The organism is Streptomyces sp. NPDC001606 (assembly GCF_053596835.1).
The window spans coordinates 98,625-122,119 of record NZ_JBSFHC010000002.1; the positions used below are offsets into that span (position 1 = coordinate 98,625).

The 23,495-nt window shown below is 72.2% G+C and carries 23 protein-coding genes; 13 read left to right on the top strand and 10 right to left on the bottom strand.

What is annotated here, in order from left to right; all coding sequences use genetic code 11:
- Positions 1-69 precede the first annotated feature (69 nt).
- Complete coding sequence (locus ACWCV9_RS04820) at positions 70-630, top strand: NADAR family protein (RefSeq protein WP_450784308.1); 561 nt, start codon at positions 70-72, stop codon at positions 628-630.
- A 78-nt stretch (positions 631-708) separates the two neighbouring features.
- Here ACWCV9_RS04820 and ACWCV9_RS04825 read toward each other — a convergent pair whose 3' ends face one another.
- Complete coding sequence (locus ACWCV9_RS04825; RefSeq protein ID WP_450784309.1) at positions 709-1,407, bottom strand: DUF4190 domain-containing protein; 699 nt, start codon at positions 1,405-1,407, stop codon at positions 709-711.
- A 33-nt stretch (positions 1,408-1,440) separates the two neighbouring features.
- Here ACWCV9_RS04825 and ACWCV9_RS04830 point away from each other — a divergent pair, with 33 nt between their 5' ends.
- From ACWCV9_RS04830 to ACWCV9_RS04840, 3 genes are all read left to right on the top strand, one after another.
- The gene (locus ACWCV9_RS04830) at positions 1,441-2,634 is read left to right on the top strand and encodes an adenosine deaminase (RefSeq protein WP_450784310.1); all 1,194 of its coding nucleotides are present in this window, start codon (positions 1,441-1,443) and stop codon (positions 2,632-2,634) included.
- A 19-nt stretch (positions 2,635-2,653) separates the two neighbouring features.
- Positions 2,654-3,343: a glycerophosphodiester phosphodiesterase gene (locus ACWCV9_RS04835; RefSeq protein WP_450784311.1), complete on the top strand. Its 690-nt coding sequence runs from the start codon at positions 2,654-2,656 to the stop codon at positions 3,341-3,343.
- 199 nt (positions 3,344-3,542) lie between these two features.
- A complete protein-coding gene (locus tag ACWCV9_RS04840; RefSeq protein WP_450784312.1) occupies positions 3,543-4,697 on the top strand; it encodes a serine hydrolase domain-containing protein in 1,155 nt (384 codons plus the stop codon).
- On the opposite strand, the gene ACWCV9_RS04845 is transcribed toward ACWCV9_RS04840, so the two are convergent.
- The 3 genes from ACWCV9_RS04845 to ACWCV9_RS04855 are packed head-to-tail and all read right to left on the bottom strand — an operon-like array spanning position 4,690 to position 7,248.
- A complete protein-coding gene (locus ACWCV9_RS04845) occupies positions 4,690-5,214 on the bottom strand; it encodes a hypothetical protein (RefSeq protein ID WP_450784313.1) in 525 nt (174 codons plus the stop codon). The two genes, ACWCV9_RS04840 and ACWCV9_RS04845, sit on opposite strands and share 8 nt — an antisense overlap.
- Positions 5,211-6,512, bottom strand: coding sequence for an MFS transporter (locus ACWCV9_RS04850; RefSeq protein WP_450784314.1), 1,302 nt, complete (start codon positions 6,510-6,512; stop codon positions 5,211-5,213). The genes ACWCV9_RS04845 and ACWCV9_RS04850 overlap by 4 nt, the downstream gene beginning before the upstream one ends.
- Positions 6,463-7,248: a GntR family transcriptional regulator gene (locus ACWCV9_RS04855; protein WP_450784315.1), complete on the bottom strand. Its 786-nt coding sequence runs from the start codon at positions 7,246-7,248 to the stop codon at positions 6,463-6,465. The genes ACWCV9_RS04850 and ACWCV9_RS04855 overlap by 50 nt, the downstream gene beginning before the upstream one ends.
- A gap of 153 nt (positions 7,249-7,401) precedes the next feature.
- Here ACWCV9_RS04855 and ACWCV9_RS04860 point away from each other — a divergent pair, with 153 nt between their 5' ends.
- Genes ACWCV9_RS04860 through ACWCV9_RS04870 form a run of 3 tightly spaced genes read left to right on the top strand, consistent with a single transcriptional unit; the run spans position 7,402 to position 9,664 of the window.
- Complete coding sequence (locus ACWCV9_RS04860; protein WP_450784316.1) at positions 7,402-8,244, top strand: polysaccharide deacetylase family protein; 843 nt, start codon at positions 7,402-7,404, stop codon at positions 8,242-8,244.
- 11 nt (positions 8,245-8,255) lie between these two features.
- Entirely contained in the window at positions 8,256-8,807 is a 552-nt protein-coding gene (locus ACWCV9_RS04865) for a carboxymuconolactone decarboxylase family protein (protein ID WP_450784317.1), read from the top strand.
- A gap of 5 nt (positions 8,808-8,812) precedes the next feature.
- Positions 8,813-9,664, top strand: a complete 852-nt coding sequence (locus ACWCV9_RS04870; RefSeq protein ID WP_450784699.1) for an RNA polymerase sigma-70 factor — start codon at positions 8,813-8,815, stop codon at positions 9,662-9,664.
- 4 nt (positions 9,665-9,668) lie between these two features.
- On the opposite strand, the gene ACWCV9_RS04875 is transcribed toward ACWCV9_RS04870, so the two are convergent.
- Positions 9,669-10,832, bottom strand: coding sequence for an ABC transporter substrate-binding protein (locus ACWCV9_RS04875; protein WP_450784700.1), 1,164 nt, complete (start codon positions 10,830-10,832; stop codon positions 9,669-9,671).
- A 357-nt stretch (positions 10,833-11,189) separates the two neighbouring features.
- A complete protein-coding gene (locus tag ACWCV9_RS04880; protein ID WP_450784318.1) occupies positions 11,190-12,629 on the bottom strand; it encodes a gamma-aminobutyraldehyde dehydrogenase in 1,440 nt (479 codons plus the stop codon).
- 171 nt (positions 12,630-12,800) lie between these two features.
- On the opposite strand from ACWCV9_RS04880, the gene ACWCV9_RS04885 reads away from it, so the two are divergent.
- The 6 genes from ACWCV9_RS04885 to ACWCV9_RS04910 all read left to right on the top strand — a co-directional run bounded on the left by ACWCV9_RS04885 (position 12,801) and on the right by ACWCV9_RS04910 (position 18,784).
- Positions 12,801-13,319: an Lrp/AsnC family transcriptional regulator gene (locus ACWCV9_RS04885; protein ID WP_039656427.1), complete on the top strand. Its 519-nt coding sequence runs from the start codon at positions 12,801-12,803 to the stop codon at positions 13,317-13,319.
- Positions 13,320-13,339: 20 nt separating this feature from the next.
- Positions 13,340-14,704, top strand: coding sequence for an aspartate aminotransferase family protein (locus tag ACWCV9_RS04890; RefSeq protein WP_450784319.1), 1,365 nt, complete (start codon positions 13,340-13,342; stop codon positions 14,702-14,704).
- A gap of 191 nt (positions 14,705-14,895) precedes the next feature.
- On the top strand, positions 14,896-15,636 hold the full coding sequence (locus ACWCV9_RS04895; protein WP_450784320.1) for an ABC transporter ATP-binding protein: 741 nt from the start codon (positions 14,896-14,898) through the stop codon (positions 15,634-15,636).
- A complete protein-coding gene (locus ACWCV9_RS04900) occupies positions 15,618-17,321 on the top strand; it encodes a hypothetical protein (protein WP_450784321.1) in 1,704 nt (567 codons plus the stop codon). Before ACWCV9_RS04895 ends, ACWCV9_RS04900 begins: the two co-directional genes overlap by 19 nt.
- A gap of 122 nt (positions 17,322-17,443) precedes the next feature.
- Positions 17,444-17,851, top strand: a complete 408-nt coding sequence (locus tag ACWCV9_RS04905; RefSeq protein ID WP_385839681.1) for a VOC family protein — start codon at positions 17,444-17,446, stop codon at positions 17,849-17,851.
- A 219-nt stretch (positions 17,852-18,070) separates the two neighbouring features.
- Positions 18,071-18,784: an LAETG motif-containing sortase-dependent surface protein gene (locus tag ACWCV9_RS04910; protein ID WP_450784322.1), complete on the top strand. Its 714-nt coding sequence runs from the start codon at positions 18,071-18,073 to the stop codon at positions 18,782-18,784.
- Between the two features lie 60 nt (positions 18,785-18,844).
- Here the strand turns inward: ACWCV9_RS04910 and ACWCV9_RS04915 are convergent, their stop codons facing one another.
- The 4 genes from ACWCV9_RS04915 to ACWCV9_RS04930 are packed head-to-tail and all read right to left on the bottom strand — an operon-like array spanning position 18,845 to position 23,437.
- On the bottom strand, positions 18,845-19,642 hold the full coding sequence (locus ACWCV9_RS04915) for a maleylpyruvate isomerase family mycothiol-dependent enzyme (RefSeq protein WP_450784323.1): 798 nt from the start codon (positions 19,640-19,642) through the stop codon (positions 18,845-18,847).
- A 55-nt stretch (positions 19,643-19,697) separates the two neighbouring features.
- A complete protein-coding gene (locus tag ACWCV9_RS04920) occupies positions 19,698-20,717 on the bottom strand; it encodes an ABC transporter ATP-binding protein (RefSeq protein ID WP_450784324.1) in 1,020 nt (339 codons plus the stop codon).
- Positions 20,718-22,319 carry an ABC transporter permease gene (locus tag ACWCV9_RS04925; RefSeq protein WP_450784325.1) on the bottom strand — a complete coding sequence of 534 codons (1,602 nt, stop codon included), beginning with the start codon at positions 22,317-22,319 and terminating at the stop codon, positions 20,718-20,720.
- Between the two features lie 38 nt (positions 22,320-22,357).
- The gene (locus tag ACWCV9_RS04930) at positions 22,358-23,437 is read right to left on the bottom strand and encodes a thiamine ABC transporter substrate-binding protein (protein ID WP_450784326.1); all 1,080 of its coding nucleotides are present in this window, start codon (positions 23,435-23,437) and stop codon (positions 22,358-22,360) included.
- Positions 23,438-23,495 lie beyond the last annotated feature (58 nt).

Genomic DNA, 23,495 nt, shown 5'->3' on the forward strand with positions numbered 1-23,495 from the left:
CGACCAGGTGTCGAGTCGCGGCGGAAAAGGGCGGACGGAGTGTCAGTGGTGCGTGCCAGACTCGCGTGCATGGGAAAGATCGACGGGGTGGACGCGCTGATCAGGGAGGTCGGAGCGGGGACCCGAGTGAAGTACCTCCACTTCTGGGGGCACCGGCCGCGGCCGGACGGCAGGATCGGCGCGAGCTGTCTGAGTCAGTGGTGGCCGTCACCGTTCGCGGTGGACGGGGAGCACTACGCGACGGCCGAGCACTGGATGATGGCCGGCAAGGCCCGGCTGTTCGAGGACGCGGACGCGCTGCGGCGGGTGCTGGCGGCTGGGCATCCCGCGGAGGCCAAGAAGGCCGGGCGACTGGTGCGCGGGTTCGACGAGGAGGTGTGGGAGCGGGAGCGGTTCCGGATCGTGGTCGAGGGCAGCGTGCACAAGTTCTCGGCCGACGAGGAGCTGCGTCGGTTCCTGCTCGGCACCGGTGACCGGGTGCTGGTGGAGGCCAGTCCGGTGGACCGGGTGTGGGGGATCGGCCTGACCGCGGACGACGAGGCCGCCATGGACCCGGAGCGGTGGCGGGGACCCAATCTGCTGGGGTTCGCTCTCATGGAGGCGAGAGAGCGGCTCGCCGCGGCGGGGTGACGCCGGGGGACGCCGTGGGGGGCGGGTCAGCGCCGCCCCCCTCAGCGCCGCCCCCGCCTCAGCGGCGCACAGCGACTCTCAGGCGTTCATCGCGATGATGAGCGCGAGGAAGGCGGCGGCCAGGACGAAGCCCACGCCGCCGCAGATCATGCCGGCCAGGGCCATGCCCGGCTTGGTGGCCTCGCCTCGGGTGACCTTCGCCCGGCCGACGGCGCCGAAGATGACGGCGAGGACGCCGACGATCAGCGCCACGGGCCACAGCAGGAAGCCGACCGCCGAGATGATGCCCAGCACCAGGGAGGCCGTGCCCATGCCGTTGCTGGGCTGCGCGGGCATCCCGGACCAGCCGTAGCCGTTCGCCATCGGGTAGCCGGGCACGCCCGCGCCCGGATAGGACGCCTGCGGCGGATAGCCGTACGACACCGGGCCGGGGCCGGTCGGGGCGATCGGCGGCGGAGGCACCGGCTCACCGGCGGCGGGTGCCATGGGGGCGGGCGGCGCGAACGGGTTCGGCTGGGCGGCGGGCTGCGGCGCCGACGGCGGCGTGAAGGGGTTCGCCGGGGGTGCGTACGGGCCGGCCGTGGGCGGTGCCCAGGGGGCCGGGTCCGGTACCGAGGGCAGCGAGGTCACCGTCTCCTGGTAGTGCACCGCGTCCTGGGCCGGGCCCGTCCGGCCGGGCGCGGAAGCCGCCCCCTTGTCCAGGGAGACGCCGGGCGCGGTGGACCGGTCGCCGGTGCCGTACTCGCCTGGCGCGGACCACGCCGACTCGTCGGACATGCTGGAAGACCCCCTGTTGCTGGACGTCCCGTCATGCTACGGGCAGCGGGGTACGGCGCGGCCCGGGGCCTACGATGTTGGCGCGCAACCGATCAGCCGATCACCGCGCCCGCCGCCGGCAGTAGCACCGCGCGGGCGCCCGTCCCGGGGAGGACCCCCTTGACCGACACCTCCGTACCCGCCACCGGCACGGCCGACCGCGATCTGCGGACCTTCATCGCCGGGCTGCCCAAGGCCGAACTGCACGTCCACCACGTCGGCTCCGCCTCCCCGCGCATCGTCTCCGAGCTGGCCGCCCGGCACCGCGACTCCCGGGTGCCCACCGACCCCGAGGCCCTGGCCGACTACTTCACCTTCACCGACTTCGCCCACTTCATCGACGTCTATCTGTCGGTGGTCGACCTGATCCGCACCCCGGAGGACGTCCGGCTGCTCACCTACGAGGTGGCCCGCGACCTCGCCCGCCAGCAGGTGCGGTACGCCGAGCTGACCCTCACCCCCTTCTCGTCCACCCGGCGCGGCATCGACGCGAAGGCGTTCATGGACGCCATCGAGGACGCCCGCAAGGCCGCCGAGGCCGAGTTCGGGACCGTACTGCGCTGGTGCTTCGACATCCCGGGAGAGGCCGGGCTGGAGGCGGCCGAGGAGACGGCGCGGCTCGCCACCGACGACCGGCTCCGGCCGGAGGGGCTGGTGTCGTTCGGTCTCGGCGGGCCCGAGATCGGGGTGCCCCGGCCGCAGTTCAAGCCCTACTTCGACCGGGCCATCGCCGCGGGGCTGCGCTCGGTGCCGCACGCCGGGGAGACGACCGGCCCGGAGACCGTCTGGGACGCGCTGACCCATCTGGGCGCGGAGCGCATCGGGCACGGCACCAGCTCCGCGCAGGACCCGAAGCTGCTCGCGCACCTCGCCGAGCGGCGCATCCCGCTGGAGGTCTGCCCGACCTCGAACATCGCCACCCGCGCGGTGCGCTCCCTGGACGAGCACCCGGTCAGGGAGTTCGTCCGCGCCGGTGTGCTGGTCACGATCAACTCGGACGACCCGCCGATGTTCGGCACCGACCTGAACAACGAGTACGCGGTGGCCGCCCGCCTGCTCGACCTGGACGAGCGGGGCCTGGCCGAACTCGCCAGGAACGCGGTCGAGGCGTCCTTCCTGGAGCCGGAGGGCAAGGCGCGGATCGCCGCCGAGATCGACACGTACACCACCACCTGGCTCGCCTCCTGACGCACCGCACAATGGGGCCATGCAGACGCTGACCGCCGTGGCCCATCGCGGCGACCCCTACCGCTTCCGCGAGAACACCGTCGCCTCGCTGCGTTCCGCGCTCGACCGGGGCGCGGACGCGGTCGAGATCGACGTACGGCTCACCCGTGACGGCGTGCCCGTGCTGCTGCACGACGAGACCCTCCGGCGGCTGTGGGACATCGACCGCCCGCTGACCGCCCTGTCCGCCGAGGAGGTGCGCGGACTCACGGCGGGCGGGCTGCCCACCCTCGCGGAGGCGCTGGCCGCGACCGGGGAGAGCCGGGTGATGGTGGACCTGTGCGGGCGGGTCTCGCGGCGCGTGGTGGACCGGGTGATGGACGTGGTCCGGCAGAGCGGGGCCCGGGAGCGGGTGTACTACTGCGCCGGTGCCGAGGCGATGCTCGCCGTGCGGGCCGCCGATCCGGCCGCCGAGATCGCCCTGACCTGGACGACTCTCGCCCCGCCCCGGCCCGCGCTGCTGGCCGCGATCCGGCCGCGCTGGCTCAACTACCGCTTCTCGCTGGTGAGCCACGACCTCGCGGCCCGCGTCCACCGCGACGGCCACCTCCTCTCTGTCTGGACCCCGGACACCCGCCGCTCCCTGCGCCGCCTGCTGGCCCTGGGCGTCGACTCCATCACCACCAACCGCATCGACGCCCTGCACGCCCTGCGCAACGGCGGCGGATGACCGTTCTTTCCCTCCGCCGCACGCCCCCTAAGGGACACCCCTCGCAACTCCCCCACCACGACGGGCTTTGACTCCGGGAACGACCGGGGTCGGACATCATCCCCGCCGATGATCCTTCCCTCGGCCCGGCAGCGCAGGATGATCACACACCGCTCACCGATCCGTCCCGATCCGGCCGGATCCGCTCCGAGGAGCCTGTATGCGTCCGCGCACCCGCGCCACCGTCCTCACCACGTCCGCCCTGGTCCTGGCCCTGTCCGCCGCTCCCCTGGCGGCGCCCGCCTTCGCCGCCCCCGCCATGACGGCGGCACACCGCGCGTCGGCCCCGGACGGCGCCGCCCTGCGCGCCGCCCTCGCCGGGCTGCCCGACGCCGACGCGACCGCCGCGTTGGTCCGGGTCGGCGGCAGCGACGGCAGCTGGCGGGGCAGCGCGGGTGTGCACGATCTGGCGAGCGGCCGGGCGGCGGACCCGGATGCCCGGTTCCGGGCCGGTTCGACCACGAAAGTGGTGACGGCGGCGACCGTGCTGCGGCTGGCGGCCGACGGCCGGATCGACCTGGACACCCCGGTCCAGCACTACCTCCCCGGTCTGCTCACCCCGGCCTTCAAGCCCGTCGCCATACGGCAGTTGCTCAACCACACCAGCGGTATCCAGGCGGGCGACGGCTGGGGCGACGACTTCCAGGACCAGTACGCCCACCGCTTCGACACCCTGACCCCGGCCCAGGTGGTGGCGTCGGCGGTGGCGAAGGGACCGGAGTTCGACCCGGGCGAGCGCCAGGACTACCTCAACATCAACTACACGGTCCTCGGCATGCTGATCGAGAAGGTGACCGGACGGCCGTACGCCGAGGAGGCGGCCCGGCTGGTGCTGCGTCCCGCCGGAATGCGGCACACGTACTTCCCCGGCACCGACCCGCGCATCCACGGCCCGCACAACCTGGGCTACCAGAAGGTGACCCGGGCCGACGGCACGACCGGGTTCGTGGACGTCACGGAGTGGAACCAGGCCGACCGCTGGGCCGCCGGGGACATGATCTCCACGACGGCCGACCTGGAGCGGCTGATCACCGCACTGTTCCGCGGACGGATCGTCCCCGAGCCGCAGTTGCAGGAGATGTTCACGGTGCCGGCCGGCATCGAGGGCGCCAGCTACAGTGCCGGGCTCCAGCGGTTCGAGTACGGCGGCAAGGTCTACTGGGTCAAGTCCGGTGCGCGGTACGGCTACAGCACGGCGATCGTGGCGACGCGGGACCTCAGCCGCACCCTCGTCTACTCGGTCGGTTCCACCGACGCCAAGGGCGACTCGATGAACCCGGTGGCCCAGCGGATCGTCCTCGCGGCACTCAAGTAGCCACGGCTGCCGCCGGGTTCGGCGCGACGAGCTCCTCCAGCCGCTTGATCTTCTTCCGCAGGACGTACAGCGGGATCACACCGAACACCCCGAAGGACATGTCGATTAGGCTCCACCAGAAGGGGATGCCCCGGATCGGTCCGCAGGCGAGGGCGAGCGGGATGATCCCGGCGCAGGCGATCATCCCGAACTCGACGACCCAGATGTTGCGGACGGGGTCCCGGTACACGCCGTAGAAGGCGACCGCGATGACGAGATGGGCGAAGGCCAGCCAGTCCGTGCCGTACAGCACGAAGGGGTACGTGGCGTCGACGGAGTCGAGCCCCTGCCGGACGCGGGTGATCCACGCCATCAGCCCGGGCAGATGCTCCGGCACGGACAACGCCCGCAACGCGCTCTCGGTCCAGCGCAGTTCATGAACCAGAGGAAAGGCCGTGGCCCCGCTGAGGACGAGACACACGACGAAGAGGCCCAACCAGACGCGAATGCCCTTGAGCAGGGCTGCTCTGTCGCTCATGAGGGCAGCGTACGCCTCTGATTGAACGTGTTCAAAAGAGTCTTGCGCCGGAACTCGGCCCGCACGGGACCGAGGAGCGCCGGAAGTCCGCTCAACGTCATGCCGGTTGCGCCGAGCCAGAGCGTGGGGGCGGTTCCGACGGCGGCCCCCGTCGCTCCGCCCGCGAGAGCGCCGAGCGCCAGGCCGCCCCAGGACAGGAAGCGGGCCGTCGCGCTCATACGGCCCAGGAGGGGGTCCGGTGTGGCGGTCTGCTGGAGGCTGGCCTGGGCCACCAGGCGGACGACTCCGCCGAGGGAGAGAAGGGCGAGGCCGGCACCGGCGGCGTACAGGGTCCAGTGCCCCGGGCGGGCCCACGGCAGCAGGGCCGCCGACGGGCAGGTGAGCAGCGGGGCGAGGCCGATCACGCGGCCCGGTCCGACCCGCGCCGAAACCCTGCCCGCGACCAGCGCGCCCAGCAGTCCGCCGCAGCCCATCCCCGACAACAGCAGGCCGATGCCGAAGGAGGAGAGCCCCAGCTGCCGGGCGAGGAAGATCATGAGCATGGCCTGGTAGAGGGCGAGGAAGACGTTGAACACCGCGTCCGTCGCCATGGTCGCCCGCAGCACGGGTGACCGGAGGACGAAGGCGAGCCCTTCCGCGATCTCCCGGCCGAAGCGGCGGCGCCGCTCCTCGCCCGGCCCGGGCTTCTCCTCCCGTCCGCGGACGGCGGTCACCAGCAGGCCCGACAGCGCCATCCCCGCCGAACTCGCCAGCAGCGCGAGCGGCGCCCCGCACCAGCCGACCAGGGGTCCCGCCAGCGCCGGTCCGCCGATGCTCGTCGCCGAGCGGACGGCGGAGAGCCGCGCGTTCGCCTCGACCAGGTTCCGGCGCCCCACCAGATGCGGCAGCCAACTGACGTAGGCCACGTCGAAGAGGACCGTCAGCAGGCCGTGCACCAGGGCGACGGCGTACAGCAGTCCCATGGTCAGCGTGCCGGTCCCCCAGGCGACCGGCACGGTCAGCAGGGTCAGCGCGCGGACGAGGTCGGTGCCGATCAGGACCGTGCGTTTGCGCCGACGGTCCACCCAGGCGCCGGCCGGGAGGCCGACCAGCAGCGAGCCCGCCATGGTCGCCGTACTCAGCAGCCCGGTCCGGAACGCGCCCGCGTGCAGCGCCTCGACCGCCACCAGCGGCAGGGCGAGGAAGAGGACACGGTCGCCGAGCTGGCCGAGGGCCGTCGCGGCGAACAGGCGTTGGAAGTCCGGGTGGTCACGCAGAAGGCCGAGCCGGGAGGGCGAGGGTGTCGACGCCGAACTCATAGACCACCTCCCGGCGCGCGTCCGGGATCACGATGTCGGCGGTCTCCACCGGCCGGCCGTCGGTGTCGTAGATGATCCGCTCGATCCGGAGCACCAGGTCCCCGACGGCGATGCCCAGCAGATGCGCCTGCTGTGGGGTGGCCCGGGCCGGGCGGGGCAGTTCCACGACCGTTTCCACCACGACGCCGATGGAGCGCATGCGGGCGACGACGCCCTTGCCCGCGAGCGGGCCCTTCTCGGGGAGGACGACCGGGGTGCCGCCCGTGATCGCCAGGGGTTCCCAGGACTCCGACAGCTGGACGGGCAGTCCGTCGGCGAGGAACTCGTAGTGCGTGGTGACGCACGGGTCGCCGGGCCGGACGGCCAGCCGCTCGGCGATCGCCTCGGGCGCCGGGACCCGCACCTGGCTGTGTGCGTCCCAGGCACCGGCCCGGCCGCGTTCCGCCGTGCAGGGCGGGGAGGGGCGGTAGCCGCCCGGGCGGTCGCGGTGGCGGGAGCGCACCATGCGCAGGCGCTCGCGGGGGACGCGGACGTACGTCCCGGAGCCCGCGCGTCCTTCGAGCAGCCCCTCGCCGATCAGCCGGTCCACGGCCCGCTGCATCACATTGCGCCCGACCCCGTACGCCTCGGCAAGCCGCGCCCGGGACGGCAGGCGCGCCCCGATCTCCCACTCCCCCGCCAGGATCCGGGCGCGCAGCGCGTCGGCCACGGCCAGGTACGGCGCCTCTCGGGGCATGGACGACCTCCGGTTGCTCGGCTGGGGGGCGGCCGCCCGGGTGGGTGCGGGCGGTGTCGGCACGCTAATGCAGCCGGGGAAAGCTACTGGAGCAGCAATACGCTGGGTGCGGGGACGCTCAAGGGAGGGCGGCGGGCGTCCGATGGTGCCGGTATGACCACGCGATCCCCGGGCGCCGAGCGCCACTTTGCTGTCTCCCGCCGGCTGCTCCTGACGGCCGGGCTGTCCGCCGTACTGACGGCTGCGACGGCGGGTCCGGTGGCAGCCTCGGGCGAGGGCGGGGAGTGTCTGCGGTCCCTGTTCGGCTCGGAGAACCGCGTCCTGCGCACCCGGGAGCGGGTGGTCGCGCTGAGCTTCAACGCGGCCTGGAACACGGCCGGACTGGGCCGCGTCCTCGGCGAGCTGGCCCGCCGGTCCGCCCCGGCCGTCTTCTTCCTGACCGGCGACTTCGCCGACCGCCACCCCGAGGCCGTCCGGCGGATCGCGGCGGCGGGACACGGGCTCGGCAACCACTCCTACAGCCACCCCCACTTCACCGGCCTGTCCGCCGCGGCCGGCGCCCGGGAGGTGCGGGCGGCGGACCGCGCGCTGCGCCGGGCCAGGGCCGGCCGGGCGCTGACCCCGTTCTTCCGCTTCCCCTACAGCGAGACCACGCCCGCCCACATCCACAACGTCTACGAACTCGGCTTGGCCGACATCGAGTTCACCAAGGACACCAACGGGTGGATGGGCAGCGGGGGCGGGATGACCGTGGACCGCGCGGTGGGCCGGGTGATGGAGGCGCTGCGGCCGGGGGCGATCGTGGAGATGCATGTCGGTGCGGCCGACGGCGGCAGCGAGGTGATCGACGCCCGGGCGCTGCCGCTGATCCTCGACGGTGTCGCCGCCCGCGGCTACCGGGTGGTGGATCTGCGCACCCTGCTCACTGCCCCGTGTGTCACATCCGGAGACCGGGCGGTGTCTTCATGGCGTACGCGTCGGACGCACCAGCCATGAGGAGACAGACGATGACGCCACGCCTTCCGAAGGCCGAGCTTCCCGCCGAGCTGCGGGAGATGATGCTCCAGCAGTTGGGTGCCGTCCCGGAGAATGTCGAGGTGACCTGGCACGCTCCCGATGTCGCCCAGGCCAACCTGGAGTTCGGCGCCAAGGTGGGCGCCTGGAGCGCGGCCGACACGAGCCTGAAGTCGTTCGCGCACATGGCGGTCGCGGCGCAGGTCGGGTGCAGCTGGTGCCTGGACGTCGGCTACTTCCAGGCACAGAACGAGAACCTGGACCTGACCAAGGCGAGCCAGGTGCCGCGCTGGCGGGTCTCGGACGTGTTCACGCCGCTGGAGCGGGATGTGATGGAGTACGCCGAGGCCATGACGAACACCCCGCCGACCGTGACCGACGAGCAGTACGCGAGCCTGCTGGAGCGGCTCGGCCCCGCGGCGATGGCCGAGCTGACCGCGTTCGTCGCCTTCGTCAATCTGGCGACCCGGGCCAACGTCGCCAACGGCGTCACCTCGCAGGGCTTCTCCGACGCCTGTGCGATCCCGCTGGCCCCGACGGCATGACCGAGGTGCCGGCGGATCCCTTCGTCACCCATCGCAGCCTGCTGTTCACCGTCGCCTACGAGATGCTCGGCTCCGCGGCGGACGCGGAGGACGTGCTCCAGGAGTCCTGGCTGCGGTGGGCCGGCGTGGACCCGGCGGGGGTGGGCGACCCCCGGGCCTATCTGGTCCGGGTGGTCACCCGGCAGGCGCTCAACCGGCTGCGCTCGCTGTCCCGCAGACGCGAGGACTACGTCGGCGAGTGGCTGCCGGAACCGCTGCTGACCAGCCCCGATGTCGCCGAGGACATCGAACTCGCGGAGAGTGTCTCGATCGCGATGCTGACCGTCCTGGAGACCCTCGGACCCCTGGAACGGGCGGTGTTCGTGCTCCGCGAGGTCTTCGAGATGCCGTACGACGAGATCGCGGAGGCCGTCGGCAGGTCCGCGGCCGCGGTACGGCAGACCGCCCGCCGGGCGCGCGAGCACGTGGCGGCCCGGCGGCCCCGGACGCGGGTGAGCCGCGCGGAGCAGCAGCGGGTGGTGGACCGGTTCCTGGCCGCGCTGCGCACGGGCAAGGTGCAGGACCTGATGGACGTCCTGGCCCCGGACGTGGTCTTCGTCGCCGACGGCGGCGGCCGGGCGAGCGCGGCCCCCGCTCCGCTGCACGGCGCCGCGCTGGTGGCGGCGGTCCTCGCGCGTCCGGGCCGCACGGTGACGCCCGTCTGGCTCAACGGCGCGCCGGCGGCCCGGATCGAGTCGGACGGTCAGCGGGCCGCGGTGACCCTGGAGGTGGCGGACGGCCGGATCACCCGGATCCACGCGGTCGCCAACCCCGGGAAGCTGACCCGGCTGCACCGCCCGACGGCACTGGCCCGGTAGCCGGTCACAGGCCCACGATGCGGTTCCAGCGCTTGGCGAACTCCAGGCGTTCCGTGGACGTGATGTCCCGGGCGATCGCGAGGCGCTGACGCATCGTGGAGTCGGGGAAGACGAGTCGGTTGTCGGCGAGGGCCGCCGTGTCCTTGTCCTTCGCGGCCGCCAGGATCTCCCTGGCGGCCGGCACCGGGCAGACGTAGTTGACCCAGGCGGCGAGCCGGGCGGCGACCTCGGGGGTGTAGTAGTAGTCGATCAGGCGCTCGGCGGCCGCCTTGTGCCGGGCCCGGTCGGGGATCATCAGGGAGTCCGACCACAGCTCGGCGCCCTCCTCGGGGACGACGAAGCGGATGTCGGGGTTGTCGGCCTGGAGCTGGATGACATCGCCGGAGTAGGCCTGGCAGGCGAGGACGTCCCCGCTGACCAGGTCCTTGGTGTAGTCGTTGCCGGTGAAGCGGCGGATCTGGCCGCGGCGCACCTCGCGCTCCACCTGGTCGCAGATCCGGTGGAAGTCGTCGGCGGTCCACCGGGTGATGTCCACGCCGTTGCCCTGCATCAGCAGCGCGAACGCCTCGTCGAGGCCGGACAGCAGGGTCACCCGGCCCTTGAGGTCGCTCGCCCACAGGTCGGACACCCGCCGGATCTCCCGGCCGAGCTTGCGGTGGTTGTAGGCGATGCCGGTGATGCCGGACTGCCAGGGCACCGTGAAGCGGCGGCCCTTGTCGAAGGCGGGCGAGCGGAGCAGCGGGTCCAGGTTCCTCGCCACGTTCGGCTGCCGGGCCCGGTCCATCTCCTGCACCCAGCCGAGCCGGACGAACCGCGCGCACATCCAGTCGCTGACGACGATCAGATCGCGGCCGGTGGTCTGGTGGTTCATCAGCGCGGGGCTGATCTTGCCGAAGAACTCGTCGTTGTCGTTGATCTCCTCGGCGTAGTCCACGGAGATCCCGGTGCGCTTCTGGAACGCCTCCAGGGTGGGCCGCCGGTTCGGGTCATTGTCATCGGTGTCGATGTACAGCGGCCAGTTCGCCCAGGTCAGCTTCTTGTCGGCCACGGACTCGTCGGCGACGGCCCGGTCGCCGGGCGCGACATAGGCGGCGGGCACCCCGCAGCCGGCCAGGGCACCGAGCGCGGCGGTGCCGCCGAGGGCGCGCAGGAGGGAGCGGCGGGACATCGGGGTCGTACGAGAAGAAGTCTGGGGCACCCCGGAAGGATGCCGCTCCCCGCGGCGGAGTCACAATCGACGCTGCGTCGAGCAGGCCCCGGCCTGCCGGACACCTTGTCGATCAGTCGGACCGGGAGCGGTCGGCACGGCTCGAACAGACCGAGCAGGGGCCGGATTTCGTCGCAGGGACATGAGACAGCGCGGCCCCCGGCAGGGAGGTGAGCCTGCCGGGGACCGCGCTGTTGTGTGTCGGTGGGGACGGCCACCCCCAGGGGCGCGGGGCTGTGTCGCCATGCGGCTCCGCCACGCGGACGCGACAAGCCGCAGCGCACCCGCAGCCGAAGAGCGGCCGACCCCGGCGGAGCGCTACTCGCCCAGGGACGTCATCACGTGCTTGATGCGCGTGTAGTCCTCGAAGCCGTACGCCGACAGGTCCTTGCCGTAGCCGGACTTCTTGAAGCCGCCGTGCGGCATCTCGGCGACCAGCGGGATGTGGGTGTTGATCCACACGCAGCCGAAGTCCATCTTCTTGGACATGCGCATCGCGCGCGCGTGGTCCTTGGTCCACACCGAGGAGGCGAGCGCGTACTCGACGCCGTTCGCGTACGCGACGGCCTGGTCCTCGTCCGAGAAGGACTGGACGGTGATGACCGGGCCGAAGACCTCCTGCTGGATGATCTCGTCGTCCTGCTTGACGCCGGAGACCACGGTCGGCGCGAAGAAGTAGCCCTTGTCGCCGACGCGCTTGCCGCCGGCCTCCACGCGCGCGTGGGCGGGCAGCCGCTCGATGAAGCCCTCGACCTGCTTGAGCTGGTTGGGGTTGTTGAGCGGGCCGTACAGCACGTCCTCGTCGTCCGGCCGGCCGGTCTTGGTCTCCTCCGCGGCCTTCGCCAGCGCGGCCACGAACTCGTCGTGGATGGACTCGTGGACGAGGACGCGACAGGCGGCCGTACAGTCCTGGCCGGCGTTGAAGAAGCCCGCCACGGAGATGTCCTCGACGGCCTTGTCGATGTCGGTGTCCTCGAAGACCACGACCGGGGCCTTGCCGCCCAGCTCCAGGTGGACCCGCTTGAGGTCCTTGGAGGCGGACTCGGCGACGGACATGCCCGCGCGGACCGAGCCGGTGATGGAGGCCATCGCCGGGATGTCGTGCTCGACCATCAGTCGGCCGGTGTCCCGGTCGCCGCAGACGACGTTGAAGACGCCCTTGGGGAGGATGGACCCGATGATGTCCGCGATCAGGACCGTGGACGCCGGGGTGGTGTCCGAGGGCTTCAGGACGACCGTGTTGCCCGCGGCGATGGCCGGCGCGAACTTCCACACGGCCATCATCATCGGGTAGTTCCACGGCGCGACCTGCGCGCAGACGCCGACCGGCTCACGGCGGATGATCGAAGTCATCCCCTCCATGTACTCGCCGGCCGAGCGGCCCTCGAGCATCCGCGCCGCGCCCGCGAAGAAGCGGATCTGGTCGACCATCGGCGGGATCTCCTCGGAGCGGGTGAGCCCGATGGGCTTGCCCGTGTTCTCCACCTCGGCCGCGATCAGTTCCTCGGCGCGCTCCTCGAACGCGTCGGCGATCTTGAGGAGGGCCTTCTGGCGCTCGGCCGGGGTGGTGTCGCGCCAGGCCGGGAAGGCGCGGGCGGCGGCCTCCATGGCGGCGTTCACGTCCGCCTCGCCGGACAGCGGCGCGGTCGCGTACGCCTCGCCCGTCGCGGGGTTGACCACCTCGGTGGTCCGTCCGTCGGCGGCGTCCCGGAACTCACCGTCGATGTAGTTGCGCAGACGACGCAGCTCGGTGCTCACTGCCGGCCTCCTGATCTGGTTCAACACTGTCCACTCACTGAGACACCCACCCTAGCCGCCCGGTCCACGTTTTCAACACCCCCACCGGGACCAGTTCTGCGAAATCCGCAAGGTTGGATCTCTTAAACAACGAATTTCATCGCTTGGGGCTTGCAAAACTGTCGAGACCTCGTGCACAGTGAGGTCGTGGCCAGTCGAAGCGCAGACCAGAGGGACTCGTCCCGCGAGTCCAGGAACGGCACCCCCCAGCTGGATGCCGTGTCCCTCGCCATCATTCAGCAGCTCCAGGAGGACGGCCGCCGGCCGTACGCCGCGATCGGCAAGGCCGTCGGCCTGTCGGAGGCGGCCGTGCGCCAGCGCGTGCAGAAGCTGCTGGACCAGGGCGTGATGCAGATCGTCGCCGTCACGGACCCGCTCACCGTGGGCTTCCGCCGGCAGGCGATGGTCGGGATCAACGTCGAGGGCGATGTCGAGTCGATCGCCGACGCGCTGACCGACATGTCGGAAGTCGAGTACGTGGTGATGACCGCGGGCTCGTTCGACATCCTCGCCGAGATCGTGTGCGAGGACGACGACCACCTGCTGGACGTCATCAACAAACGCATCCGAGCCCTGCCCGGGGTGCGCTCCACCGAAAGCTTCGTCTACCTGAAGCTGAAGAAGCAGACCTACATGTGGGGAACCCGATAACCCGTGAGGACCCGATAACCGTGAGCACCAAGGACCTCAGCCGCACCGCGTACGACCACCTGTGGATGCACTTCACCCGCATGTCCTCGTACGAGAAGTCCCCCGTCCCCACCATCGTCCGGGGTGAGGGCACCTACATCTTCGACGACAAGGGCAAGCGGTACCTCGACGGCCTCGCGGGTCTGTTCGTGGTCCAGGCCGGTCACGGCCGTACGGAACTCGCCGAGACCGCGTTCAAGCAGGCGCAGGAGCTGGCCTTCTTCCCGGTGTGGTCGTACGCCCACCCCAAGGCCGTCGAGCTGGCCGAGCGGCTCGCCGACTACGCCCCGGGCGACCTGAACAAGGTCTTCTTCACCACCGGCGGCGGCGAGGCCGTGGAGACGGCCTGGAAGCTCGCCAAGCAGTACTTCAAGCTGGTCGGCAAGCCCACCAAGCACAAGGTCATCTCGCGTGCGGTCGCCTACCACGGCACCCCGCAGGGCGCCCTGTCCATCACCGGTCTGCCCGGCCTGAAGGCCCCCTTCGAGCCGCTGGTCCCCGGCGCGCACAAGGTGCCGAACACCAACATCTACCGCGCGCCGATCTTCGGTGACGACCCGGTCGCCTTCGGCCGCTGGGCCGCCGACCAGATCGAGCAGCAGATCCTCTTCGAGGGCCCCGACACCGTCGCGGCCGTGTTCCTGGAGCCCGTCCAGAACGCGGGCGGCTGCTTCCCGCCCCCGCCCGGCTACTTCCAGCGGGTCCGCGAGATCTGCGACAAGTACGACGTGCTGCTCGTGTCGGACGAGGTCATCTGCGCCTTCGGCCGCCTCGGCACCATGTTCGCCTGCGACAAGTTCGGCTACGTCCCGGACATGATCACCTGCGCCAAGGGCATGACCTCGGGCTACTCCCCGATCGGCGCCTGCATCATCTCCGACCGGCTCGCCGAGCCGTTCTACAAGGGCGACAACACCTTCCTGCACGGCTACACCTTCGGTGGCCACCCGGTGTCGGCGGCGGTCGGCCTCGCCAACCTCGACCTGTTCGAGCGCGAGGGCATCAACCAGCACGTGCTGGACAACGAGGGCGCCTTCCTCCAGACCCTCCAGAAGCTGCACGACCTGCCGATCGTCGGCGACGTCCGCGGCAACGGCTTCTTCTACGGCATCGAGCTGGTGAAGGACAAGAACACCCGGGAGTCCTTCAACGAGGAGGAGACCGAGCGGGTCCTGTACGGCTTCCTCTCCAAGGCCCTGTTCGACAACGGCCTTTACTGCCGTGCCGACGACCGCGGCGACCCGGTCGTCCAGCTCGCCCCGCCGCTGATCTCCAACCAGGAGACCTTCGACGAGATCGAGCAGATCCTGCGGGCCACCCTCACGGAGGCGTGGACCAAGCTCTGATCATCCGACCGGCTGATCGACTCCGGCCCCGGTGCCCTCCGTTCGAGTGAGAACGGCGGCCCGGGGCCGTGTGCTGTCCGGGCTCCCCTCGCCGCCTGCCTAGCGTGCCAGTGACCGATCGGCCCAGCCTTTCGTTCCCCCACACGGAGGAAACAGGCACGGGGAAACGGATCAGAACGAGGTGTACGCCCATGGAGGCCCCGCCGGACAACGACGTGCTCTGGGCACGCTCGCTGCACTTCAGGCACCCCGACGGCTCCCCCGGGCTGGCCGGGGTCTCGCTCGGTGTGCGGGAGGGCGAGATCCTCGCCGTCACCGGGCCGCGCGGCTGCGGCAAGACGACCCTGCTGCGCTGTCTGTCCGGGCTGGTGCGGGTGCGCACCGGCGAGGTCTGGTTCAACAGCGCGCCCGTCCACACCCTCGGCCCGATCGCCCGCGAACGGCTGCGCCGCAACCGCTTCGGCTGGATCGACCCCGAGCCGGTCCTGGTGCCCGAGCTGAACGTCTGGGAGAACGCCGCGCTCCCCCTGATGCTCCGCGGCGCCGGCCGCCGACGGGCCAAGGTGACGGCGCTGGAGTGGCTGGAACGCCTCGACATCGGCGACCGCGCCCGCAACCGCCCGCACGAACTCCAGCAGGCCGAACGCCAGCGCGTGGCGATCGCCCGGGCGCTGGCCACGACCCCGACCGTGCTCTTCGCCGACGAGCCGACGGCCCCGCTGCACCGCGCCGACCGCACCCATGTGCTGCGCACCCTCACCACGGCCGCCCGCTCGCACGGCATCACGGTCGTCCTCGCCACGAACGACCCCGACACCGCCGCCCTCGCCGACCGCACGGTGACCCTGCTCGACGGCCGTCGCGTGCACACCGTCCAGCTGCCGGACACCGCCGAACCGGAAGGCCGGGCCGCGTGCTCGCTCTCCGTCTGACCCGCGCCGCCCGGCCCGCCGTCCAGCTGCGCCGCCTGCTGGTCACCGCGGCCTCGGCCGGCACCGGCTTCCTCCTGCTGTCCTGCCTCGGCTACGCCCTGAACCACCCCGAGGCCGCGGGCGCCGCCGCGCTGCGGCTGGGCTGGTGCGTGGTGCCGCTGGCCGCCACCGTGTACCTCGCGCTCGCCGTCGCCCGCACCGACCCGAGCACCCGCCCGCGCTCCGGCCTCTCCGCCGTCGGCCTCGGTCCCGCCCGCATGATGGCGATCGCGTCACTGACCACCGCCCTGTCCTGCACCCTGGGCTCACTGCTGGCCCTGCTCGTCTTCCTCCACTTCCGCGGCGATCTGACGGGCCTGCCCTTCGACGGCGCGGCCACGGACTTCCTGGCCGCGGGCCGCCCGCTGCCCCTCCCGGCCTCCCTCACCCTGCTGGCCCTGCTCCCGGCGACCGCCACGGTCACGGTGGCCCTGGCCCTCCGCCCCAAGGACCCCCGCCCCCCGGCCCAACACCCCCGCCACTTCGGCCGCTTCGGCGCCTACAGCAAGACCCCGCCGAAGGAGACGTTCGGCGCCTACGGCCGCTTCCGCGCGGGCACGCGCCGCCCACCGAAGGGCAAGAGGGATGCTGACGGCTCCCCGGCCCACGCGGGTTCCGCGACCGGGGCGGGAGGTGCGGGCGGCTCCCAGGCCCGCGCGGGCTCCCTCAGCGGAGGGGCGGGTGCGGACGCGGAGGGTGCTCCGCCGCGCACGCATTCCGCGGCCATGCCTGCCGCCGGTACGGCACGAACGAGCCCGGACCATCCTGAGTCACCGGACCGCGCCGAGCCCCACGCGCACCCCGCGCCCGGCCCCACCGCCGAGACGGGAGCTACGGGCCCGGACGGCACCCCGCCCCACCCGGATCCCGCAACCAGCCCCGCCGCCGAGCCACGCGCCGACGATGCGGGCCGCACCTACCCCCAGGCGCATTCCGCGGCCGGCTCGGCCACCGTGACGGTACGAACGGGTTCGGACAGCCCCCACTCACCCGCGCACCCCGCGGACAGTCCCACCGCTGGGGCGGAAGCTGCGGACCCGGGCAGCGCCGTGCCCCCCTCCCAGACGACGGCCGGCCCCGACGCCCAGAACCCCACCGGTCTCCCCTGGGGCATCGCGCTGCTCGCCACCGGCCTGGCCCTGCACCCCTACGCTCCCCACTCCGGCCTCGTCGTCCTGCTCAGCCGCCTCCTCACCGCCACCGGGCTGGTCCTGGCCGCCCCTGGCCTCACCCACCTCTGCGGCCGTCTCCTCCAGTCCGTGCGGCCCGGCGCCCTGCGCCTCCTCGCCGGCCGGGTGCTCATGACGGAGGCCACCCGGATCGGCCGCCCCCTCGGCGTCGTCTGCGCGGTCGCGGCCACCGGCTACGCCATGACCACCCTGTACGACCGCCCCCTGCCCTCCTTCGGCCCGCTGACCACCCTCGCCGCGCTCCTGGTCACCGGCTGTACGGTCGCCACCCTGCTCACCGCGGCCGTGGAAGCCCGGCAGAGCCGCGCCGACACCACCGCCGCCCTGCTCCGGCTCGGCGCCCCGGCGACGATGCTGCGCGCCGCGGCGGCCCTTCGCGTCGCCGCCCTGCTGGCCCTGTTCGGCCCGCTCACCCTGCTGATCGCCGCGCTGGCGGCACTGCCGGTGGCCGGCTGAGCGGTGCGCCGGCGGACCGCCGTAAAAAAGATCGAAGAAAGTTCCGGCCCCGCCGATGAGTTCGGCGCGGGCCGCCGGTCTACCCAGGCGAAACGATCGACACCGATAGGGAAAGGCCCACCATGTACCAGCAGATGATCTTCGTGAACCTGCCCGTGAACGACCTCGACGCCTCGAAGAAGTTCTTCACGGAGCTGGGCTACACGATCAACCCGCAGTTCAGCGACGAGAAGGCGGCCTCGGTGGTGATCAGCGACACCATCGTCGCGATGCTGCTCACCAAGCCGTTCTACGCGACCTTCACCAAGAAGGAGATCGCCGACGCCACGACGACCAGCGAGGTGCTGGTCGCGCTGAGCGCCGAGAGCCGCGAGAAGGTCGACGAGCTGGTCGACAAGGCGCTCGCGGCGGGCGGCACCCCGAGCGGCGAGACCCAGGACCACGGCTTCATGTACGGCCGCGCCTTCGACGATCTCGACGGCCACACCTGGGAGGTCATCTGGATGGACCCGGCCGCCGTTCAGGGCTGACCCCTCCCCGGCGTGCCCGGCAAGGGCGGGCGCACCCCGCGCCCGCCCAGCCGCACCCACCACACACGCACCACGGCCGAGAACAAACACATGAGCGATTAATAAGCAGGTAAAGCCAACTCCCGTCACAGGCATATGCGTTGACACTGCTCGCGGGGCGCTTATAGACCAGTGAGCCTCCCCGAAACCCCCCGCACATATGCTCTGTAAAGGACAAACGTGTCCATAACTCTCCGCAGCGCACGCCGTTCCGTGCGCGTGCTGGGTGTCGCCTCCGCCACGGCCGCGCTCACCCTCGGCATCGCCGGCCAGGCACTCGCGTGCGACATCTCGGATTTCAAGGCCGAGGCCAAGTGCGTCGGCGGCAAGGGCGTCATCGTCGTCACCGACACGGACAAGGGCGCCACCCCGGCGACCGTCACGCTGTTCCGCGAGAACGCCGGCGGAGTCGAGAAGCAGATCGGCCAGCAGCAGGTGAAGGGATCGGCCGCGGGCACCTCCGTCACCTTCACGGAGAACTGGCAGCCCAAGAACACCTACCGCGTCCATGTCACGGCCGGCCCGGTCGACCAGGATCTGGCGGGGCAGCTCACCACCCCGGCCGCCGCCTGTACGACCGACACCGCGACGCCGACCCCCTCGGCTCCCACCCCCTCGGCCCCGGCGCCCTCCCTGTCCGCGTCCGCGTCCGCGCCTGCCGAGTCCGCGACGCCGACCCCGAGCCCGACCCCGTCGGTGTCCGTGTCCAGCCCGGCCCCGGCGGGCGCCCCGAGCAACGAGCCGTCCCCGGCGGCCGGCAGCTCGAACCTGGCGGAGACCGGCGCCGACTCCAACATGCCGCTGATCGCCGGAATCGCGGCCGCACTGGTCGTCGTCGGCGGCTGTGCGGTCTTCTTCGGCCTGCGCCGCCGCGGAGCACGCGGCAACGGCTGATCGTCCGGCCCGCCCCCGAGGACACCGGAAGTCCGGGGGCGGGCCCCACCGCCGCGCGGCTCAGCCGAAGGTGGTCCAGCCCAGCCAGGACTCCAGCACCTCGCGCTCGCCCAGCACCTCCAGGCCGGGGGCGTCCAGCGGCAGCCGCCGGTAGAAGGCGAGCATGACCGAGGTGAGCGGTCCGCGCAGCGCGACCGTCGCCTTCTCGTGGCCGCGGCGCCAGCGCACGCCCTCCGCGCCGAACTCCAGCAGCCACTCGGCGTTCAGCTCCGGGCCGGCGTCGGTGGCGTGCAGATGGATGGAGCGCAGGGGCCCCTCCAGCCGGAAGCGCTGCTCATCGCCCCGGTGCTGCTGGATGAAGCCGATGATGCCGAGCCACTCGTCGATCGCGTCGGCCGCGATCTCCGGCGCCACCGTGTAGCCCTGCCCGGCGGCGAGGGCCGCGTCCGCACGGTGCACGGTGATCTCATGGGTCATCCGGCGGGCCCAGAACCCGGCGGTCGGCTCACCCTTCCAGCTCCACACCGCCGCGTCCGGCCCGGCCTCGCGCAGCGCCGCGACGACCCGCTCGCCGCTCTCCGCCAGCCACTTGTCCAGGGCGATGGCGTCCCCCCGCTCCTCGGGCCCGGCACCGAGCGGCACCTGGTCCCAGGGGATGTTCTCCTGCGCCCGGGCGCGCACCAGCGCGTCCACCCAGCGCAGGGCGCCGCCCATATGGCGTACCAGCTCTTCCAGCGACCAGTCCGGGCAGGTCGGCACGGTCGCCGACAGATCGGCCCCGGAGGTCACCACGGCCCTCAACTGCTCGGTCTGGAGGGCGATTTCATCGCAGTAGCGGTCATGTGCGAGCAAGGTCATGGCCTCACCCTAAGCCGCGCCCGGCGGCCGGCCCCCATGGATTCGGCCGCGCCGGTCAGTCCAGTACGACGATGTCGGCCGCGTCGAACTCGACGCCCACCGTGTCCCCGGCCTCCGGCGCGTCGCGCAGCGCGCAGGCCGCCTCCAGGCGGGGTCCGTCCGCGGGCTGGAGATGGACGGCGACATGCGTGCCCTTGAAGGTGCGGGCGCTCACCGTGCACGGCAGCCCCTGGTCGGCCGCGACCAGCCGGACCCCGGCGGGCCGGACGAGCAGCGTGCGCGCCCCCTGCGGCGAGCCGTCGGGCACCGGCACCTTGCCCCACGGGCTGTCGGCGGCCGTACCCACGACGGTCGCCGGGACCACGTTGTCGAAGCCGAGGAAGCGGGCCACGAACGCGTCCGCGGGCCGCTGCCACACCTGGAGCGGGGTACCGGACTGCGCGATCCGCCCGTCCCGCATCACCACCACCCGGTCGGCCAGCGCGAACGCCTCGCCCTGGTCGTGGGTGACGGCGAGCACGGTCGTACCCAACCGGCCGAACAGCTCGCGCAGTTCGACCACCAGGCGCTCGCGCAGCGAGCGGTCGAGCTGACCGAGCGGCTCGTCCAGCATCAGCAGCCGGGGCCGGGGCGCGAGCGCGCGGGCGAGGGCGACGCGCTGCTGCTCGCCGCCGGAGAGCCCGGCCACGGCCCGCCGGGCGGCCCCGGGCAGCCCGACCAGCTCCAGCAACTGACCCACCTCGGCGTCCCGTTCGGCTCGCGCCATGCCGCGCATCCGCAGCCCGAAGGCGACATTGCCGCCGACGTCCCGCTGCGGGAAGAGCTGGTGGTCCTGGAACATCAGGCCGATGCCCCGCTTGTGCGCGGGGGACGCCGTCCGGTCCCGTCCGTCGAGCAGCACCCGCCCGGAGTCCAGCGGCTGAAGCCCGGCCACCGCCCGCAGCAGCGTGGACTTTCCGCTGCCGCTGGGCCCGAGCACGCACACCACCTCGTGCTCGGCGACCTCCAGGTCGACCGCGTCGAGCACGGCCCGGCCGCCGAAGCGGACGGTCGCGGCCTCCAGGCTCAGCAGCATCTAGAACTCCCCCGTCCGGTCGGTGCGCAGCCGTTCCAGCAGGAGCAGCGCGGCGGCGCACACCACCATCAGAATGGTCGAAAGGGCCATCGCCTGGCCGTAGTTGAGATCGCCGGGGCGGCTGAGCAGCCGGGCCACGGCGACCGGGAGCGTCGGGTTGTCGGGCCGGGCGATGAACACGGTCGCACCGAACTCGCCGAGCGAGACGGCGAACGCGAACCCGGCGGCGACCAGCAGCGCCCGCCGCACCAGCGGCAGGTCGACCTCGCGCCACACCCGCCACGGCGAGGCACCGAGCACGGCGGCCGCCTCCCGGAGCCGTGCGTCCACCGCGCGCAGCACGGGCAGCATGGTCCGTACGACGAAGGGGGCGCCGACCAGCGCCTGCGCGAGCGGGACGAGGATCCAGGACTGCCTGAGGTCCAGCGGCGGCTTGTCCAGGGCGATCAGGAAGCCGAAGCCGACGGTCACGGCGGAGACGCCGAGCGGCAGCATCAGCAGCGCGTCGAAGCCCCGCAGCAGCCGTCCGGCGTCCCGGCGGGCCAGCGCGGCCGCGGCGAGCCCGCCGATCAGCACGGCGATGGCGGTGGCGGCGCAGGCGTACTGGAGCGAGGTCCACACCGCCTGCACCGGCGCCACCAGGAACGTACCGCTGTCGGCGTCGGTCAGTGCCCGGTAGTAGCCGAAGCCGGGCGCGTCCAGCGAGCGGCGGACCAGCACGGCGAGCGGCAGCACCAGGAGCAGGCCGATGGTCAGCAGCACCCCGCCGAGCAGGGCCCACTGTCCGGCGCCGCGCGGCCGGCGCGCGGTCACCGACGGGTCGACCAGCCGCAGGGCGCTCTCCCGGCGCCGTACCGTCCAGGCGTGCACGGCGAGAATCGCGCCGACGGCGGCGAACTGCACCAGGGTGAGGACGGCGGCCGTGGACAGGTCGAAGGTCTCCGAGGTCTGCCGGTAGATCTCCACCTCCAGGGTGGAGAAGGTGGGGCCGCCGAGGATCTGCACGATGCCGAAGGACGTGAAGCAGAACAGGAACACCATCAACCCGGCTGCGGCCACTGCGGGCGCCAGCGCGGGCAGCGTCACCTTCCGCCAGGCCTGCCACGGGGAGGCGCCGAGCATCCGCGCGGCCTCCGTCTGCCGGGGGTCGAGCTGGGCCCACAGCCCGCCGACGGTACGGACGACCACCGCGTAGTTGAAGAAGACATGGGCGAGCAGGATCGCCCAGACCGTGGTGTCCAGCCGTACGCCCCACAGCTGGTCGAGCAGCCCGCCGTGCCCGAGCACGGCCAGGAAGGCGCTGCCGGCGACGACCGTCGGCAGCACGAACGGCACCGTGGCGACGGCCCGCAGCAGCCGCTTGCCCGGGAAGTCCAGGCGGGCGAAGACATAGGCGGCGGGCAGCGCGAGCAGCAGGGTGAGCGCGGCGGAGGCAAGCGCCTGCCAGGTGGTGAACCACAGCACATGCCGGATGTCCGGCTCGGTGACGACGTCCGCGATCCGCCCGAGCCGCCACGCCCCGTCGACCTTCAGCCCGCGCGCGACGATCGCGGCCACCGGCCAGGCGAAGAACAGCGCGAAGAACGCGACGGGCAGGGCCACGAGCCCGAGCCGCGCCGCGTTCCCGCGCCGGGACGCCGCTACTTCAGTACGAGCGAGGTCCACTGCTTGACCCACTGGTCACGGTTGGCGGCGATCTTGCCGGGGGTCATGTTCTCGGGGTGGTCGGCCGCCCTGCCGTACTCGGTGAACTCGGCGGGCACCTTCGCGCCCTGCACCACCGGGTAGACGAACATATTCAGCGGCATGTCCTCCTGGAACTCCTTGGAGACCAGGAAGTCGATGAACGCCTTGGCGCCCTTGGGGTTCCTGGCGTTGCTGAGGAGGCCGGCGAACTCGATCTGCCGGAAGCAGGTGCCGTACGACACCCCGGTCGGGGCGGTGCCGGGCCGCTTCTTGGCGTAGATGACCTCGGCGGGCGGCGAGGAGGCGTAGGACACGACCAGCGGCCGGTCACCGCCCGCCTTCCTGCCCTCGGAGGAGCCGGAGAACTCCTGGTAGTAGGCCTGGTCCCAGCCGTCGACGACCTTGACGCCGTTGGCCTTGAGCTTCTTCCAGTAGCCCTGCCAGTTGGTGTCGCCGAACTGCGCGGCGCTGCCGAGCAGGAAGCCGAGGCCCGGCGAGGAGGTGGCCGCGTTCTCGGTGACGAGGAGGTTCTTGTACTGCGGCTTGGCCAGGTCGGCGAAGGTCTGCGGCGGGGTCAGCCTGTGCTTGCTGAAGTAGGCCTTGTCGTAGTTGACGCAGATGTCGCCGTAGTCGACGGGCGTGACCCGGTTCCGGCCCCGGTCGAGCTGGTACTGGGTGCCGACCTTGTCCAGGCCCTTGGCGGTGTACGGCTGGAAGAGGCCGTTGTCCAGGGCGCGGGACAGCAGGGTGTTGTCGACGCCGAAGAAGACGTCGCCCTGCGGGTTGTCCTTGGTCAGGATGGCCTTGTTGACGGCCTGCCCGGCGTCGCCGTCCTGGAGGTTGCGGACCTTGTACCCGGTCTTCTTCTCGAAGTCGGCGAGGACGCTCTTGGAGATGGCCCACGAGTTGTGGCTCACGAGCGTCACGGTCCTGGAATCGGCGGCGGAGTGCTTGCTGCCGCCGCCGGAACCGCACGCGGACAGCGTGATCAGGCCGAGGCCGACCGCGACGGCCACGAAGGTCTTGTTCTGCACCGGATGTCCTCCTGGGGGTTGGCCAGGAAGAGACGCGGCCCTGCCCGGGCTCCGCGAG